The sequence below is a fragment of the Priestia sp. YIM B13486 genome, from assembly GCF_042787865.1.
Classification (GTDB): Bacteria; Bacillota; Bacilli; order Bacillales; family Bacillaceae_H; genus Priestia; species Priestia megaterium.
Window position 1 is genome coordinate 575,622 of record NZ_JBHZOZ010000002.1, and the last position, 16,754, is coordinate 592,375.

Here is a 16,754-nt window from a genome sequence, read left to right on the forward strand (position 1 = left end):
AAAATATAACTAGGCTATACATAAAATAAGCCTTATACTATTTCTCCTGTAAAGATAAATAGTATGATAAAAAAGCCTGCAGTTCAGAAAGGATGATACATATGGTGCAAACAGTAAATGAATTAATTAAACATCCGGTTTTTTATTTTTTTAACGAAATTTCAGCTATTCCTAGAGAATCTGGAAATGAAAAGAAAATTAGTGACTATTTAGTTTCTTTTGCAAAAGAAAGAAGCCTTGAAGTTATACAAGACGAGGCTTTAAATGTAATTATTAAAAAGCCGGCAGCTAAAGGATATGAAGATGCTCCAGCCATCATTTTGCAAGGACATATGGACATGGTATGCGAGTTAAATAAAGGAACTGTGCATGATTTCGAAAAAGATCCGCTTCAACTGCGAATTGTGGAAGATATGCTTTATGCAAATGGTACTACGCTAGGAGCTGACAACGGGATTGCCGTTGCATATGCACTGGCTTTACTAGATGCTCATGATATAGCTCACCCGTCTCTTGAAGTAGTCATTACTACTGAAGAAGAAACAACTATGGGCGGAGCCATTGCTGTAAATCCAGCTCATTTTGAAGGGAAAATCTTTATTAACCTTGATACAGAAGAGGACGGAAAGCTGCTTGTCAGCAGCGCAGGCGGGGTAAAAAACGTGCTTTGTATTCCCGTAGACTGGGAATCGCCTTCCGATAACTCAGAAACATATAGCTTAAGCATTGGTGGACTGCGCGGCGGACATTCTGGAATGGAAATTGATAAAGAAAGAGGAAATGCTAATAAACTGCTAGGAAGAGTTTTATATGATTTACAACATGAACTTCCCTATTCTTTAAGCAGCATTAGTGGAGGATTAAAATCAAATGCGATTCCCCGTGAATCAGAAGCAATTCTATCAGTTGAGCCTTCTGAGGTAGGAAAGTTAGAGAATAAGATTCGTGAGTGGAACGAAATAGTAAAAAATGAATTACAAGCGGCTGATCCGAGCGTATATGTAAAAATAAACAAATCTTCTTCCGATGAGAAATGTTTTACAAAAGAAACGACAGAACGAATTGTACAAGCTATTATGCTAACACCAAACGGCGTTCAAAGCATGAGTATGAATATCGAAGGATTAGTAGAATCTTCTACCAACTTAGGTGTGATTACGACGACAGAGTCTGAGATTGTTTTTCAAAATGAAATCCGCAGCTCAGTAAAAAGCTTAAAAGAAAAAATAGTAAGTCAAGTGCACATACTTGCTCAAGTAGTCGGAGGAAGAGTTGAAACAAAAGGCAATTACCCTGAATGGGCGTACAATGCAGATTCAAAAATTCGTGAATTATGTAAAACGGTTTACAAAGAAAAGTATGGGGAAGAGGCGGAGATCATCGCCATCCATGCTGGAATTGAATGCGGTATTTTCCTGGGAAAAATCTCTGGATTAGACGCCATTTCGCTCGGTCCCGATATGTACGACGTTCATACACCTGATGAACACCTGAGCATTCCGTCTACTATTAAGACATGGGAATACTTATTAGCGGTATTAAAAGAAGCAAATAAGATATAAAGTTATCAGCATCCCTATAATTTTAAAAAAAGAGCTTCTGTAAAGGAGCTCTTTTTCATTCGTCATTTAGCAGATAATAAGCAGAATTCCGTCAACACGTCAGGCAATTGAGAACATTTATGTAAGCGTTTTACAAATAAAGGTTTTAAAACGGGCCTAAAAGAGGTAAACAATTACTAAAACGATAGACAAATGAATTCAAAACAAGCTCTGCAACTAATAAATTAGTAGGGAGAGAATGTATATGAATGACAATAGTCTTATCAAAGATCCCTTTTTGGAAAAAGGAGAAATTGAATTTTTAGAATTAAGGAAAGACGAAATACGTTATCTAAAGTTCGATCGGTTTTTGAAAGTGATTAAAGCACTTAATCAACGCAGTGATAAAGGCTACCAGAGTCTTATGCTTTCCGTTGATGGCTTTAAAGGTAATTCAAGAGAATTATATGAGATAGAGGAGTTTCGCAGATACGTAAATTTGTTAATTAATCAAGTTCCTCAAATATTATTTTATATTCACGATAAAAACAAAATGACTAATCAAATTTTGAAAAGTCTATCAAACAACAGCAGCCAACCGGCCTCTATAGATCCTAAAAGAGCACGTTTAATGATTGATGCCATACAGGAGCAAGTAGAGAAAACAGAGGATAAAGAGATAAAAGAGAATCTCTCTGAATTCGTATGTAAAATCCAGAGCTTTGTGAATCAGTATTAACAGTTCCCAATAGAAAAGCAGAATCCGTATTATAAAAAAGTACGAGAACTCAAAGTTTCTCGTGCTTTTTTATTGGAAAAACAGTAGAAAGAGAAAAGGATTATCAACATAGATTGATAAATAATAAATAATAATGGTAAAGCTTCATATTCTGCCGTGAAATAACAAGGAGGAATGAACATTGCATCATATTGAAATAAGAAGACCAAAAATAGAAGACCGCGCAGAACTCCACGAGCTTTTTAATGAAGTAATCACAGATACCTTTCATAAAGAGGGTCTATCTGAAATGGTGAACAATATACAAATAGAAATTGAAAGTAAAGAACAATATTTAAAAAGTGACCTTGATAGCGGTGGAAAACATCGATTCTTTTGGCTCGGAATAGATACGTGCACCAATAAGATTATTGGCTGTATTGAATATGGTCCTGCTAGTGAATTAATTACGACGTGTACAAAAGGAGAGCTGCAAGGATGGATTGAAATCGGCACAGTTTTTGTTCATCCAAAGTACCAAAGAAAAGGTGTAGGAACACTGCTTTTACATACTATGCTGCTTACACTTCAAAGCAGAGAAATTAAAAAAATTTGTTTGGACAGCGGATACAAAAATGCTCAGGAAGTATGGAAAAACATATTTGGAATCCCTGATTATTTAGTAAAAGATTACTGGAGCAAGGGGTATCACCACATGGTTTGGAAAATATCAGCAGAAAGTACGCCGATAGTATTTAAGCTCAGCTATAACGAAGAATAAGATGTCTCCTAGAAAATAGCCGGTACGTTTCTACCGGCTATTTTCTCCTGTTAAGCTGTTTACATATGTTCAATTATATATTAGTGTATTTTATTAAATATAATACCTTGACTGTCATAGTAATATGATTTAAATTATACATAAAGAGGTGATACTTTGGTATATGCAAAAATGTCTTCAGATTTACTTCGGGGACATACAGATACAATGATTTTAAAATTACTTCTCAGCGGTGATAAGTATGGGTATAAAATTAGTAAGCTTATTTATACCTACTCTAAAGAGCAGTATGAATTAAAAGAAGCCACAATGTATTCAAGCTTGAAGCGCCTTGAAAAAGACGGCCATATTCTTTCTTACTGGGGAGATGCTGTACAAGGCGGTCGCAGAAAATATTATAAAATTACAGAACAAGGAAAAAGCGTATATAAACAAAATAAAGAAAATTGGGAGCAAGCGAAAAAAATTATTGATTTATTGTTGTGAGAAAGGATGATGTTATAAATGAACGAAAAAATAAAAAATCATGTGCATAACATTTTGGCTCCTTATCAGGATGTAGAAAATGTTCAAGATCTAGAAGAAGAACTATCACAGAACTTGCAGGAAAAATTTACAGATTACAAAAAAGACGGGCATAATGAAGAACAGGCTTATTATATGACAATCAATTCTATCGGTGATATCACAGAACTGATTCAATCAATGAATGTAGAAACAAAGGAATTAAAGCAAACCGTCCCTATGGATTTTTCAAAGACCGAGCTTACAAAATCTGATTTTCGTTCTGTATCGGTGTATAAAGGGAAATTTAATGCCAGTAATTTGAATGAATCTGATTTTAGCTACGCAGATCTTACGGACAGCATGTTTAAAAGCAGCAATTTAACGAAAGCAATATTTCATCACGTTAATTTAACAGGCGTACAATTTAAATGGGCAAATTTTAAACAGGCCAGTTTTAAAGACTGTATCTATGACAACACGTACTTTAAGCAATGTAATTTAACAGACATTGTATTTGACGAAGAAACATTTAACGGAACAATCTTTGAAGGAACATCATTAAAAAAAGCCTCATTTCGCCACGCAACTTTGCTAAATGTACAGTTCCGAGGATCAGATTTAAAGAAATCTGATTTTGAAGGTGCAAAAATGGATAAATTGACATATAACTTTTTAAAAAGTGCCAAAATAGATCTTAGTAAAGTTACGATTATTTAAAGATAAAAAAGACCTCTCTGAAGGTCTTTTTTTATGGACATATAACAATTCTTTTTAAGAGCGAGCAGGATAGTTTATTAGAAAGCTAGAACACATTCATAATACGAACGATTACGGCAACAAGGTGGATATGAGAAAAACATATTCGTATCTTTGAATAATAAAGCTTTTATCACTTATGTGGAGGAGTATGGAAATGTCTATATATGAAATTTGGAATGAAGTGGATCTTTATATGAATGATAAGCTTATACAACCTGACCCTGTTCTTGATGAGGTATTGAAGGCAAATCAAGAGGCTGGATTACCTGCCATCGACGTATCGCCTAATCAAGGAAAGTTTCTGCATTTGTTAGCTTCATTAAAAGGAGCTAAACGCATTTTGGAAATTGGTACTCTTGGAGGGTACAGCACGATTTGGCTAGCCAGAGCTCTTCCGAAAGACGGACAGCTGATTACGCTCGAATTAAGCGCTCAGCATGCAGAAGTAGCAAGAGCTAATTTAAAAAGAGCGGGAGTAAGCCACTTAGTAGAAGTCATTGTCGGCCCCGGGCTTGATACATTAGCTGTATTAAAGGATAAGGGAACAGAGCCGTTTGATCTTATCTTTATTGATGCTGACAAACCGAATAACCCAAATTACTTAAAGTGGGCTCTAGAATTATCGAAAAGAGGAAGTACGATTATTTGTGATAATGTTGTTCGTCAAGGGCATGTGGTGAACTCAGAAAGTGAAGATGAAAATGTAAAGGGAATTCGCCAATTTATGAATGCTCTGGCTCAAGAAAAACGAATAAGCGCCACGGCTATACAAACTGTTGGAAGCAAAGGCTATGATGGATTCATTGTAGGGGTTGTTGAATGATAAAACTTGTATTACACCTAAAAAGAAACGGAGACATAACTAAATCTATCCAATCAACAGCTAGAAGCAAATACATACATGAAACCTGCGTTCATCATCATCCTAAAAAAATCCGAACGAGCTGGATTCTCGACCAAACTCGTTCGGATTGTCCTTCAACTAACATACTTTTGTTCCAGACTCTTTTTTAAAGGAGCCCCAATTTATCTGTCATTTGTTTTTCGGTTAAAAAATTAATCAATTCTCGTACAGCGAATGAACTGTAGCGTTCTTTTAACAGAATAATTCCAAGTTCCCACATCATTTCAGGATCTGCAATAGGTACGGTAGTAATATTGGGATCTTTCACTTTGGCATAAAGCGATTCGGGTAAAATAGCAATACCTAGTTCTGCCGCTGTTAATTCAATAATTAAATCCCATTGAGAACTTTTATACGCTATAGAAGGCACAAAGCCTGATTTTAAAGCATCTTGAATTAACCGGTCGTGCAGCGTAAATTCTTCACTGAACATAATGAATTTTTCATGCTCCAATTCTTTCATCCAGACGGAAGAACGTTTTGCTAAAGGATGGTTTCTATGTGCGTATAAAAGAAATCTCTCCTTAACGAACGGGTATACGTGAAAATGCTCATCATGACCGCTTGTAAGAGGAAGCATAACAATCCCCATATCTACACCAGCCTCTTCCACAAGTGCCTCAATTTTTTTTGCTCCAAATTCAATAAGCTCTAGAGATACTTTAGGGTATTGTTCATTAAATGCTTTTGCAATCTTCGGGAAAAACAAGGTCCCGATGAGCGGAGGGACTCCCATCTTGATTTGCCCTGTTTGCAAGTTCATTAAATCTCCCAACAAGTGAGGCATGTCTTTTAACACCGACAGAGCTTTAGTTGCCTGATGATACACGACTTCTCCTGCATCGGTTAGCTTTAATTCTCTTGTTGAACGATCAAGAAGCTCAAATCCTAGTTCATTTTCTACTTTTTTGACGGCTTTACTTAAAGCCGTTTGTGATAAGTGAACTTGCAGCGCTGCCTTTGTAAAATTTTTATGATTCGCTACCTCTATAAAGTATTCTAAGTCTCTGATTTCCATGTGAAACTCCATTTCTGCAAACTGCTTATCCTTTTTCTTTACTCTTTATTTTAACCACTAAATTATTTACTGTAAATGCGCTGACTAAAAAGGGGGAGGATATATCCAATGAATAAAAACAGGGAAAGGAAATGAGCTAAAGTTTCTGTCGAAATTGATTTATAAAACGAATAATCTTTTTATAGAGAAAAATAGATTTTGCTACTAGCTGATGAGGGATATAAAGACTTTTGTATGTGCGTTCAGGTAAAAATGCAAAACTTATCAAAATAACTGAAAATCCAAAGGCTGCGGCTGTAATCTCTAGCCAAGAAAACACCATGTTATTCCTCCTTTTACAAACCTATTAATAGAATATGTAAAAGTTCGAAAGGAGGTTGTACGATAGCCCCATAACGAGCAGGGTTATGAAGTTCTCTCTAAAAATAAAATGACGTTAAAGAACGCAGGCGCTGCGCTCTTTAACGTCATTTTATTTTCGTTCTTCAGCTTGATGCTCTTGTTTGTTTTGCTCAGTAAGACGTTTTTGATGAGCTTTTGTTTCTGCGCTTACGTGATTCGCATCATTCGGTTGATTTTTCTTTGAACCTCCTGCAGCGTTACTCATTAGACGACACCTCCAGTCCGGTTAAGAAACATACCTTTAGAATGTGCGTATGTACAGACTTTATACACCGCTATCGATATTACTGCACACGAAAAAAGCAAAGGGAGAGTCACTAAGACTGTTCCCTTTGCTTTTTTACTAAGCGACTTTATCGGTGGTGATAATTTTGTTAATCCAGTCTTTTCCTTCTGTAAACCTTGTAACAAGCATCGCTGTTACTGTATTTCCCGTACTGTTTAAAAGCGTAGCAGGGGCGTCAATAATTGTGGAAATGACCGCAATAATGGGCAGAACTTCTGGCGAAAATCCGTAAATTGTAATGATTAACATTTCGCCAATCATACCGCCTCCAGGGATTGCTCCCATTACGGCTCCAACTAAAAAGGCTACGCCTAAAATGCTCAAAATACTCGTAGCAGACGTCATATCTTTGCCAAACAAACTGAATAAGAAAACAATCTTTAGAATACCACCGATAACAGAACCATCTTTATGCGTGTTTGCTCCTAGTGGAATCACTGTTTCAGCAATATCCAGCGGCACACCCATTTTCTTTGTTGCATCTAAATTGACTGGAATAGATGCAGCAGAAGAACAGGTAGCAATAGCGGTGATAGAAGGAGCAGCTGCATTTTTCCAAAACAGCTTAATTCCTGCTTTACCGCCAGCAATCCATGCATATAGCGTAAAGAAACCGAAATAGTAAACGATTGCAATTAATAAATAAAGAATAAATGCTCTAGCGTACCCTTGTAAGATCTTTGGTCCAAGTTCTCCTACTACAGTAGCGAAATAGCATCCTAAACCAATTGGGGCATAGTACATCACAATTTTAACAACCTTCATCGATACTTCTTGACCCGAAGTCAGAAATTTCGCCATAGGCTGTCCTTTTTCGCCAGCCATCGTTGTAGCAATACCGAAAATAACGGCAAAGACAATTAATTGTAAAATGTGATCTTTCGAAAATAACTGAACAAAATCAGGTACAGTAAATGTACTAACAAGCTGAGTTAAAAGCGTCATTTTTTCAGCTGTATTTTCACTGTCACCCATCAATTCTTTAATGGCAGAAGTATCTACATTATGTAGCGGATTGTAAAGTGATGCGCCTAAAAAGCCTAAAACGGCTGAAACAGCAGCAGTGGCGACAAACACAACGGCAATTCCTAGCATAATTTTACCAAGACGCTTCATTTCGTTCATGTTTGCGATCGCCGAAGCCACACTAAAAAAGACAAGGGGAACGATAATCATGAACATTAAATTGAGAAACAAATCACCAAAAGGCTTCACGACTGCCACATCGGGGCCAATAGCATATCCTGCTATCCCGCCAAGTAAAATAGCGAGAAGCAGAATAAGCGATGATCTGTACGTTTTAAATACACTTAAAACCATAGTTAGATTTCCTCCAAACAATAATAGCTTTTTTACTACGCAAGAACAGCTATTATTTGCTCATTGCATACGTAGTAACGACTGGCTTTACATCTTTACGCACCAAATCTTCGTATGTTTCTCGCTCTACAGCAAGACGAGCTTCTCCATTTTTTACAAATACAACAGCAGGGCGCGGAATACGGTTGTAATTGCTAGCCATTGAATAGTTGTAGGCACCTGTAGAGGACACTGCTAATAAATCTCCTTGATTAACGCGCGGTAAATCAATATCCCAAATAAGCATATCTCCTGATTCACAGCATTTACCCGCAATTGATACTGTTTCATCTTTTTTATCCGTCACTCTATTAGCCAAGACAGCTTCATGTTTTGCATCGTAAAGAGCAGGACGGATATTATCGGTCATACCGCCGTCAATTCCTACGTATTTTCGTACACCTGGAATCTCCTTCGTTGATCCAATTGTATAAAGCGTTGTACCTGCTTCTCCTACGATGCTTCTTCCAGGCTCAATCCAGACTTCTGGAAGGGTATAATTCTGTTCAGTTAACGTGCGGCTTAGCTTTTCTGTCAGTGCATCTACATAATACTCAACTGGAAGAGGAGAGTCGCTTTCGGTATAACGAATACCAAAACCACCACCTACGTTTAAAACTTTTACTTCAAATTCCATTTTATCACGAATGCTGAATAAGAAATCAGTTAAAATATCAATGGCGCGAGAAAAACCATCTACTTCAAAAATTTGCGAACCAATATGACAATGAATGCCTAAAAGATCGTAGTAAGGCTTTTCTAACGTAGAACTTACCGCTTTCATGGCTTGGTCATTGGAAAGACCAAATCCAAACTTGGAGTCTTCCTGTCCGGTCATAATATATTCATGTGTATGGGCTTCAATTCCTGGAGTAACACGCAGAAGAATAGATGCTTTCTGTTTGCGCTCAGCTGCTAAGGCATGCAAAACTTCAAGTTCGGTAAAGTTATCAACAACAAAACAGCCAATATTCGCATCAAGAGCCATTTCCATTTCTTCAATCGTTTTATTATTGCCGTGAAAATGAATGCGTTCAGCTGGATATCCAGCTTCAAGCGCTGTAAATAATTCGCCTCCTGAGACCACATCTAGTGACATATCAAGCTTCGTTAAAAGGCTAGCCATTTCCATACAAAGAAATGCTTTCCCTGCATAGGCGATTTGATATGAAAATCCGCTTCTTCGAAAGGCTGAATGGAAGGCCTTGCATTTCGTTTCAATTAATTCTTGATCGTAGATGTATAGGGGAGTGCCGTATTGTTTTTTCAGTTCGACCGTATCGCACTGCCCAATTTCTAAATGATTGCTGCTGTTAATTTTACTCGTTCCATGTAAGTACATAATCCGTATCCCTCCATTTAAATCATTCAACTATAACTTTGAACTTTGATGGTCAGTAGAAAAACACAAAAAAGACCCGTGAAGTGATGTTCACGCGTCTTGGTTTCATAATAATAAAGTATTATTACATTCTAGGCATCAACATCTCTTCAATAGCTCTCCACAAACCAAATGGTTTGTGACAGCTCAGCATTTATTCAATACTGAACCAGTATATGAACACAATGGATGTTTATATACTTCGGCACGAAATCCCTTTTACTTATCTTCACAGACTCCATTAGTCTCCAATAAGTGACTCTTGATTTCATGCACCTCTATTCTCAGAGAGGAAAATTATATTTAAATGTAATTCCTATTATATTTCCTTTTCCTCCGTCTAGTCAATGAAAAGTTAAGGCATAGGAATATCAAAAAAAATAAATAAGAAAGCTATGAAGCTTCCAGATAGAATCCAAGCGACCAGTGCTGTCTTCTGATGAATGACTAAAAGTGAGAACGTGGCAATGTTGAAGAGAAAAGAACACAGCAGCGACCATCCATAATGATGAGTGATACTGTGATTAACATAAGCAATGAACTCAATCACAGTAAATAAAAGCGCCCACAAAAGAATCCACCACAGCCTGCCGCTTACATGCAACGGCAGCCTTCCTAAAAAAACCGGTATAACAAACGGATAAATAATTAAAGTTATTCCAAGGGAAACCATTAGGTGATCGGGTAGAAAAAGGTGATCAATACCTACAGGGTGAAATACCCATACGCGGTGATGAAACAGCAGCACTTCATAAAGCAAATTCCCTGTGACCCAAAACAGCAAAGTAGGATAGTATTCTTGATACCTTCGCCACTTGCCAAATAGTAAACCAAGAATGATGAAAAATAATACAAATGAAGATTGCATACGCTCTCCTTAAAATAATGGTTATTTCTTTTTATTTACATATTATAGTGGTTTTATTCTTTCCTTTTTTTATTCAGAAACTATAATAAAAAAGCGGTAAGCGCAGTGTTAAATATGGGTGATCACTATTTGTGGTTTGCTTCATCTCACCATAATTCCCGTAAAAGAACTTATTGCGCTTTTGTTTACAATGAAAGGAGCTATATGTCAAAGTCAGCAAGACTCAAAAATAAGCTCAAGATAGCTTCGCCTAGTATGTGACTTCTTTTTTTGCTATGCTAAAGTTGCGTACATATAGCATGAGAATATTAGAAGAAAGAAAAGGGTGTTTTGGTATGAAAACATACATCGTAGTTGGAGCTGGGGTACTTGGAGCTTCTACAGCATATCATTTAGCAAAAGCAGGAGCAGATGTGACATTGATAGATCGCAAGGATGCAGGTCAAGCTACTGATGCAGCAGCAGGAATTGTTTGTCCATGGCTTTCGCAGCGTCGAAATAAAGCATGGTACCGCTTAGCAAAAGGCGGCGCTAAGTACTATCAAACATTAATTCAGCAATTAGAAGAAGATGGAGAAACGGATACGGGATATAAGCGAGTAGGAGCAATTAGCTTACATACTGATGAGCAAAAGCTTAAAAAAATGGAAGAAAGAGCATATAAGCGTCGGGAAGAAGCTCCTGAAATAGGCGAGATTACACGTTTATCCGCTAAAGAAACACAGGCTTTGTTTCCGGTTCTTTCGGAAGAATACAGTTCAGTTCATATTAGTGGAGCCGCTCGCGTTAACGGAAGAGCTCTTCGAAACGCACTTGTGAATGCAGCGAAGAAAAACGGTGCAAAAATAATAGAAGGAAACGCAGAACTACTTTATGAAAATAATCAAGTAACGGGCGTTTCCGTAAATGGACAAACCCTTCTAGCAAGTACAACAATCGTAACGGCAGGAGCGTGGGCAAATCAATTACTAGAGCCTCTTGGAGTGAAATTTTTAGCAAGCTTTCAAAAAGCGCAAATTGTCCACTTGCATCTCCCTGATGTAGATACAAAAGACTGGCCCGTTGTGATGCCTCCAAGCGACCAATATATTCTTTCATTTGAACAAGGTCAAATTGTCATTGGAGCAACACATGAAAACGACAAGGGCTATGATTTGAGAGTAACTGCTGGGGGGATGCATGAGATTTTTTCAAAGGCCTTATCAATTGCTCCCGGCTTAACAGAAAGCACAGTCTTAGAAACAAGGGTAGGGTTTCGACCATTTACTCCAGGATTCTTGCCAGTCATTGGAGCTCTTCCGGCTTACGAAGGAATACTAGTAGCGAATGGTCTCGGAGCTTCAGGCTTAACGTCGGGTCCTTATCTTGGTTCAGAGCTTGCTAAATTAGCACTTGAAATGGAAATGGAAATTGATCTTAGCGACTATGATGTAGGAGGAGCTATCGAGTCTTAAGCAAACAGAATGAATGAAAACAAATAGAAGTTCGCAAACTATAACTACTATATGATGAAAGGAAGTAGATTGTTTGCGAAAGATTATGATAAGTGCAGCAGCAGCTTTTTTATTTATGAGCGCGACGCCTGTATTAGCGGAAAACAATCCTCAGCCAGAAATAAAAGACGTGCAGTTGACGTCTGAGCAAAAGCAGGAACTGTCCGTGCTGTACAAAGAAATGCTAGCAAAAAAGAAAGAAATACTTTCAAAATATGTGGAGTACGGCGTGCTAAGCAAAACGGAGAGTCAAAACATTTCTTCACATATGGAAAATCGCTATCAGCATATGGAGCAAAATGGTTTTGTGCCAAAGCGACACTGTCATAAAATGCATCATTCAAAGTAATTCCTATTCACATAAAAAAGCGCCTTTACAGGCGTTTTTTTTATGTGAATGAATGGAAAATATCCGCTTCTTTATCTAGTAAATTCTAAAATCCTCATGTAAAATTAAGAGAATGAGAACGAGTAGGAAAGATGTTAGTGAGGGGTAGGTAAATATGAACGATGAACAAAAATAAAAAAATAGTCCGATTACATGCAGAAAATCATTCAGCTGAGGCGCTAGGAATCATATTTGCTTACAAACAAAAAGATGACCATCTTGTTTACAGTATGTATCAAGGTGAAAGCGTTCATGACCAAAAAATACCTCTAGAAGAATGGGTCTCGTATGAGCATTTTTTCGAAGCACTAAACAAAAAGAAAAAGCTTATGTACGAGCTTCAAATAAATGATAAACGCTATGTAGTAAACTTAACCCCTTTATCTTACACAGAAAAGCCTGAAATTATGGGACATTGCGTGAATATAACTAGTTATCAGGAGAAAAAAGAACAGGTTCAGCCTTTTATTTATCATAACGCAGATGCTGTTGCTGTCGTTGACTTAGAAGGGAAAACGCTTCAAGTGAACCCTGCGTTTGAGAATACATTTGGCTGGACGTTTGAAGAAATTCATCAAAAGCCTCTTCCGATTATACCTTCGTTTTTAAAGGAGCCAGTGTGCGAACTTCATAAGACCATTCAATCAGGTGAATCGAAAACGGAATTTGAGACGGTCAGACAGCATAAAGACGGTCATTTAATTAATGTAAGCGTCACACTCTTCCGCGTTGAAAATATGAATGATTGGCCGCTATGCATTGCTTTTGTCTATCGAGATATAACATCACGCAAGCAGGCTGAAACGGCTTTAAAAGAAAGCGAAGAACGTTACCGAAGCTTGATTGAGTTATCGCCGGAAGCGATTATCGTTCATAGTGAAGGGAAAATTGATTACATCAACCCTTCAGGAGCCAAAGCGCTAGGATACAAAAGTCCTCAAGACGTATTAGGAGCTTGTGTTTATCAGTTTGTTCACCCTGATTACTATGATGTGGTAAAACAGCGAATTTATCGAATGAAAACAGAAAATAAATCTGTAGACCTACAGGAAGAAAAGTTTATTCATAAAGACGGTCATACGATTGATGCCGAAACCATTGCCTTTCCTATTCCCTATATGGGAAAGCAGGCCATTCAAGTTTTGTTTCGTGATATTACAGAACGTAAAAAAACTGAAAAATTGCTGGGTGAATCCGCTCAGCTTTCCTTAGTCGGACAGTTAGCGGCTGGTATAGCTCACGAAATTCGAAACCCTCTGACGGCGGTAAAAGGATTTATGCAGTTATTAAGAGAAACGAGCGGTCAGCCTTACTATGTAGAAATGATAAATCATGAGTTAGATAGAATTGAATTGATTACCGATGAGTTCTTGAGTCTTGCAAAGCCTCAGGCGAAAACCTACAAAGACAAACATGTCCAAGATATTTTAGAGAATACTTTAAAGCTAGCTGAGGTGCAGGGGATTACAGAGAAAATTCACGTAAAAAAAGAAATTGATCTTCATCTTCCTCTCGTATTATGCGAAGAAAATCAGTTGAAACAGGTGTTTAGCAATATATTTAAAAATGCAGTCGAATCTATGCCAAGTGGAGGAACCGTAACGATTCAACTAAAAAGATTTAATCAGGAGAACCTTGTTATCCGGTTTAGCGACGAGGGGCCAGGCATCACGCAGGAAAGAATGCAGCATTTAGGAAAACCTTTTTATAGTACCAAAGAGAAAGGAACGGGGCTTGGACTGATGGTGTGCTATAAGATCATTCGAGAACATAGAGGAGAAATTAACTTTGTAAGTGAACTTGGAAAAGGAACTACCGTAGACATTCTTTTGCCTTTTAAAAAATAGATTCTACTTTTATAAGCATGAAACCTTTTCTAAAGGGGAATACATGTTAGTGAACGAATAATGAGGTTAAAATAGGAGGGAATAAGATGGAACGCATTGAAACGGGAGAGATTTTTACAATTTTAGACGAAAATGATCAAGAGCAAGATATTGAAGTGCTTGGAAAAATGACGATTGAAGGGCACGATTATATTGCTGTTGCGTTTGTTGAAGAAGTTTTAATTGAAACAGAAGAAGAAATTGATGTTTTCTTTTTGAAAATTGAAGATGATGGTGAATGGTCTTCAATTGAAGATGACGATGAATTTGAAAAGGTATCAGCCGTATTTGAGGAAATGACATCCGCGTAAAAAGAGAGGTTAAAACCTCTCTTTTTTTATTTTTAAATAATATAATATTTAGAATTTTTCTAAAAATACCTTGCTGAATTATTTCCCTTCATTTATGATGAATATGTAACATACCAACCGGTTAGTAAGTAAATGAAAGCGAGGGACTACCGTGTATTTTTCTTACTCTGACAAAGTAGTGAAGCTGCAAGAAGAATTGAGCTCTTTTATGGAAGAGCATGTTTACCCAAATGAACGGCTATACGAACAACAGCTGAATGAACAGCCATCTAGATGGTCAGCTGTTCCTCCGATCATGGAAGAGTTAAAAGAAAAAGCAAAGCAAGCTGGATTATGGAACTTATTTTTGCCAGAAAGCGAATACGGAGCGGGTCTAACAAATGTCGAATATGCCCCTCTTTGCGAAATTATGGGCCGTTCTATTATTGGACCAGAAGCTTTTAACTGCGGAGCTCCTGACACCGGCAATATGGAAGTGCTGGTTCGATACGGAACGTCCGAACAAAAAGAAAAATGGCTAAAGCCGCTGTTAAATGGAGACATTCGCTCCTGCTTTTCTATGACAGAACCGGATGTAGGTTCTTCTGATGCCACAAACATTCAGTGCAGTATTGTAAGAGAAGGCGATGAATATGTGATCAACGGAAGAAAATGGTGGTCTTCAGGTGCGGGAGATCCTCGCTGCAAAATTGCTATTGTCATGGGAAAAAGCGATTTTAACGCATCTAAATATGAACAGCAGTCTATGATTCTAGTTCCTTTAAATACGCCAGGAGTTAAAATTGAACGAATGCTGCCAGTCTTTGGATACGATCACGCTCCTCATGGACATGCTGAAATTCATTATGACAATGTGCGTGTGCCAGCGTCTAATATGCTTTTAGGCGAAGGAAAAGGGTTTGCTATTGCTCAAGGCAGATTGGGGCCTGGACGTATTCATCACTGCATGCGTTTAATAGGAGCAGCGGAAAGAGCGCTTGAAGAGTTATGTAAGCGTATTCAAAACCGTTCTACGTTTAATAAGTTGCTTTCTCAGCAAGGGGTTATTCAAGAATGGGTGGCAGAATCGCGTATTGAAATTGAGCAAGCTCGCTTATTAACATTAAAAGCTGCTTATATGATGGACACAGTTGGAAATAAAAAAGCGCGGAAAGAAATTGCTATGATTAAAGTAATGGCTCCTGCTATGGCTTTAAAAGTCATTGATCGCGCTATTCAAGCATTTGGAGCAGCAGGTGTTTCAGAAGACACGCCGCTTGCGGCACTTTGGGCAAATGCTCGCACTCTTCGCCTCGCTGATGGTCCAGACGAAGTGCACAAAGCACAGCTTGCAAGACTTGAGCTAAAACCCTATCAAGAAAAGGAGGCAACCTATGCACATAAAGGACTTGTTTGATTTAACTGGGAAAACAGCTATTATTACCGGCGGAGGCAGAGGATTAGGAGAACAAATGGCAGAAGGGCTTGCAGAGGCAGGGGCAAATATTGTTGTATGTTCGAGAAAAAAAGAAGCATGTCAACAAGTGGCCGATCGATTGGCCCGCCTCGATGTAAAAACGCTCGCCTTAACTTGCGACATCAGTCAGCCTGAAGATATTAAAAATGTCGTGCACCAAACAATTGAAACATTTGGACGTATTGATATCTTAATTAATAACAGCGGAGCTACGTGGGGTGCTCCGGTTGAAGAAATGCCTCTTGAAGCATGGCAAAAAGTGATGAATATTAATGTTACAGGAACGTTTTTAATGGCCCAAGAAGCTGGAAAAGAAATGATTAAACAAAAAGCTGGCAAGATTATTAACATTGCTTCAATTGCCGGTCTTGGAGGAACAGATCCTCAGTACATGGATACAATCGGGTACAACACGAGTAAAGGAGCGGTCATTACGTTTACGAAAGATTTAGCCGTCAAATGGGGACAGCATAATATTCAAGTTAATGCGATTGCGCCTGGATTTTTCCCTACTAAAATGTCAGGTGCGATTATGGAACAAGGCAAAGATTATTTTCTAAGTCAAACTCCTTTAAAACGCTTTGGCTCCGAAGCTGATTTGAAAGGGGCAGCTGTTTTTCTTGCTTCTGCAGCGTCTAATTATATTACGGGAGATGTTCTGACAGTAGACGGTGGAGTTCATGCTATGTGAATAAG

At 37.9% G+C, this 16,754-nt stretch carries 18 protein-coding genes and 1 riboswitch; of the genes, 12 read left to right on the top strand and 6 right to left on the bottom strand.

Going from position 1 to position 16,754, the window contains the following annotated elements; genetic code table 11:
- Positions 1-101 precede the first annotated feature (101 nt).
- The 6 genes from ACFX4G_RS07080 to ACFX4G_RS07105 all read left to right on the top strand — a co-directional run bounded on the left by ACFX4G_RS07080 (position 102) and on the right by ACFX4G_RS07105 (position 5,129).
- Positions 102-1,562, top strand: coding sequence for an aminoacyl-histidine dipeptidase (locus ACFX4G_RS07080; protein WP_377573538.1), 1,461 nt, complete (start codon positions 102-104; stop codon positions 1,560-1,562).
- A gap of 244 nt (positions 1,563-1,806) precedes the next feature.
- Entirely contained in the window at positions 1,807-2,280 is a 474-nt protein-coding gene (locus ACFX4G_RS07085) for a hypothetical protein (protein ID WP_013083145.1), read from the top strand.
- A 181-nt stretch (positions 2,281-2,461) separates the two neighbouring features.
- A complete protein-coding gene (locus tag ACFX4G_RS07090) occupies positions 2,462-3,040 on the top strand; it encodes a GNAT family N-acetyltransferase (protein WP_377573541.1) in 579 nt (192 codons plus the stop codon).
- A 156-nt stretch (positions 3,041-3,196) separates the two neighbouring features.
- Entirely contained in the window at positions 3,197-3,526 is a 330-nt protein-coding gene (locus tag ACFX4G_RS07095) for a PadR family transcriptional regulator (protein ID WP_377573544.1), read from the top strand.
- 18 nt (positions 3,527-3,544) lie between these two features.
- Positions 3,545-4,264 carry a pentapeptide repeat-containing protein gene (locus tag ACFX4G_RS07100; RefSeq protein ID WP_043982459.1) on the top strand — a complete coding sequence of 240 codons (720 nt, stop codon included), beginning with the start codon at positions 3,545-3,547 and terminating at the stop codon, positions 4,262-4,264.
- 178 nt (positions 4,265-4,442) lie between these two features.
- A complete protein-coding gene (locus ACFX4G_RS07105) occupies positions 4,443-5,129 on the top strand; it encodes an O-methyltransferase (protein WP_097823424.1) in 687 nt (228 codons plus the stop codon).
- A gap of 187 nt (positions 5,130-5,316) precedes the next feature.
- On the opposite strand, the gene ACFX4G_RS07110 is transcribed toward ACFX4G_RS07105, so the two are convergent.
- The 6 genes from ACFX4G_RS07110 to ACFX4G_RS07135 form a co-directional block, all read right to left on the bottom strand.
- Positions 5,317-6,228, bottom strand: coding sequence for a LysR family transcriptional regulator (locus ACFX4G_RS07110; RefSeq protein WP_097823422.1), 912 nt, complete (start codon positions 6,226-6,228; stop codon positions 5,317-5,319).
- A 136-nt stretch (positions 6,229-6,364) separates the two neighbouring features.
- The gene (locus ACFX4G_RS07115) at positions 6,365-6,550 is read right to left on the bottom strand and encodes a hypothetical protein (protein WP_377573549.1); all 186 of its coding nucleotides are present in this window, start codon (positions 6,548-6,550) and stop codon (positions 6,365-6,367) included.
- Positions 6,551-6,700: 150 nt separating this feature from the next.
- Positions 6,701-6,835, bottom strand: coding sequence for a hypothetical protein (locus tag ACFX4G_RS07120; RefSeq protein ID WP_013057043.1), 135 nt, complete (start codon positions 6,833-6,835; stop codon positions 6,701-6,703).
- Between the two features lie 138 nt (positions 6,836-6,973).
- Entirely contained in the window at positions 6,974-8,236 is a 1,263-nt protein-coding gene (locus tag ACFX4G_RS07125) for a dicarboxylate/amino acid:cation symporter (RefSeq protein ID WP_377573552.1), read from the bottom strand.
- A 52-nt stretch (positions 8,237-8,288) separates the two neighbouring features.
- On the bottom strand, positions 8,289-9,617 hold the full coding sequence (gene lysA, locus ACFX4G_RS07130) for a diaminopimelate decarboxylase (RefSeq protein WP_377573555.1): 1,329 nt from the start codon (positions 9,615-9,617) through the stop codon (positions 8,289-8,291).
- Between the two features lie 145 nt (positions 9,618-9,762).
- A riboswitch (Lysine riboswitch) is annotated at positions 9,763-9,945 on the bottom strand.
- Between the two features lie 66 nt (positions 9,946-10,011).
- Positions 10,012-10,524, bottom strand: a complete 513-nt coding sequence (locus tag ACFX4G_RS07135; protein ID WP_043982468.1) for a CBO0543 family protein — start codon at positions 10,522-10,524, stop codon at positions 10,012-10,014.
- 335 nt (positions 10,525-10,859) lie between these two features.
- On the opposite strand from ACFX4G_RS07135, the gene ACFX4G_RS07140 reads away from it, so the two are divergent.
- The 6 genes from ACFX4G_RS07140 to ACFX4G_RS07165 all read left to right on the top strand — a co-directional run bounded on the left by ACFX4G_RS07140 (position 10,860) and on the right by ACFX4G_RS07165 (position 16,749).
- On the top strand, positions 10,860-11,978 hold the full coding sequence (locus ACFX4G_RS07140) for an NAD(P)/FAD-dependent oxidoreductase (protein WP_097823420.1): 1,119 nt from the start codon (positions 10,860-10,862) through the stop codon (positions 11,976-11,978).
- 73 nt (positions 11,979-12,051) lie between these two features.
- A complete protein-coding gene (locus ACFX4G_RS07145) occupies positions 12,052-12,366 on the top strand; it encodes a YckD family protein (protein ID WP_377573559.1) in 315 nt (104 codons plus the stop codon).
- Positions 12,367-12,527: 161 nt separating this feature from the next.
- Entirely contained in the window at positions 12,528-14,252 is a 1,725-nt protein-coding gene (locus ACFX4G_RS07150; protein ID WP_097823419.1) for a PAS domain-containing sensor histidine kinase, read from the top strand.
- Between the two features lie 86 nt (positions 14,253-14,338).
- Positions 14,339-14,602 carry a DUF1292 domain-containing protein gene (locus tag ACFX4G_RS07155; protein WP_013057050.1) on the top strand — a complete coding sequence of 88 codons (264 nt, stop codon included), beginning with the start codon at positions 14,339-14,341 and terminating at the stop codon, positions 14,600-14,602.
- A 151-nt stretch (positions 14,603-14,753) separates the two neighbouring features.
- Positions 14,754-15,998 (top strand): acyl-CoA dehydrogenase, encoded by a 1,245-nt coding sequence (locus ACFX4G_RS07160; RefSeq protein ID WP_377573564.1) that lies wholly within the window; start codon positions 14,754-14,756, stop codon positions 15,996-15,998.
- Positions 15,976-16,749, top strand: a complete 774-nt coding sequence (locus ACFX4G_RS07165) for an SDR family oxidoreductase (RefSeq protein ID WP_377573567.1) — start codon at positions 15,976-15,978, stop codon at positions 16,747-16,749. Before ACFX4G_RS07160 ends, ACFX4G_RS07165 begins: the two co-directional genes overlap by 23 nt.
- The last annotated feature ends 5 nt before the right edge of the window (positions 16,750-16,754 follow it).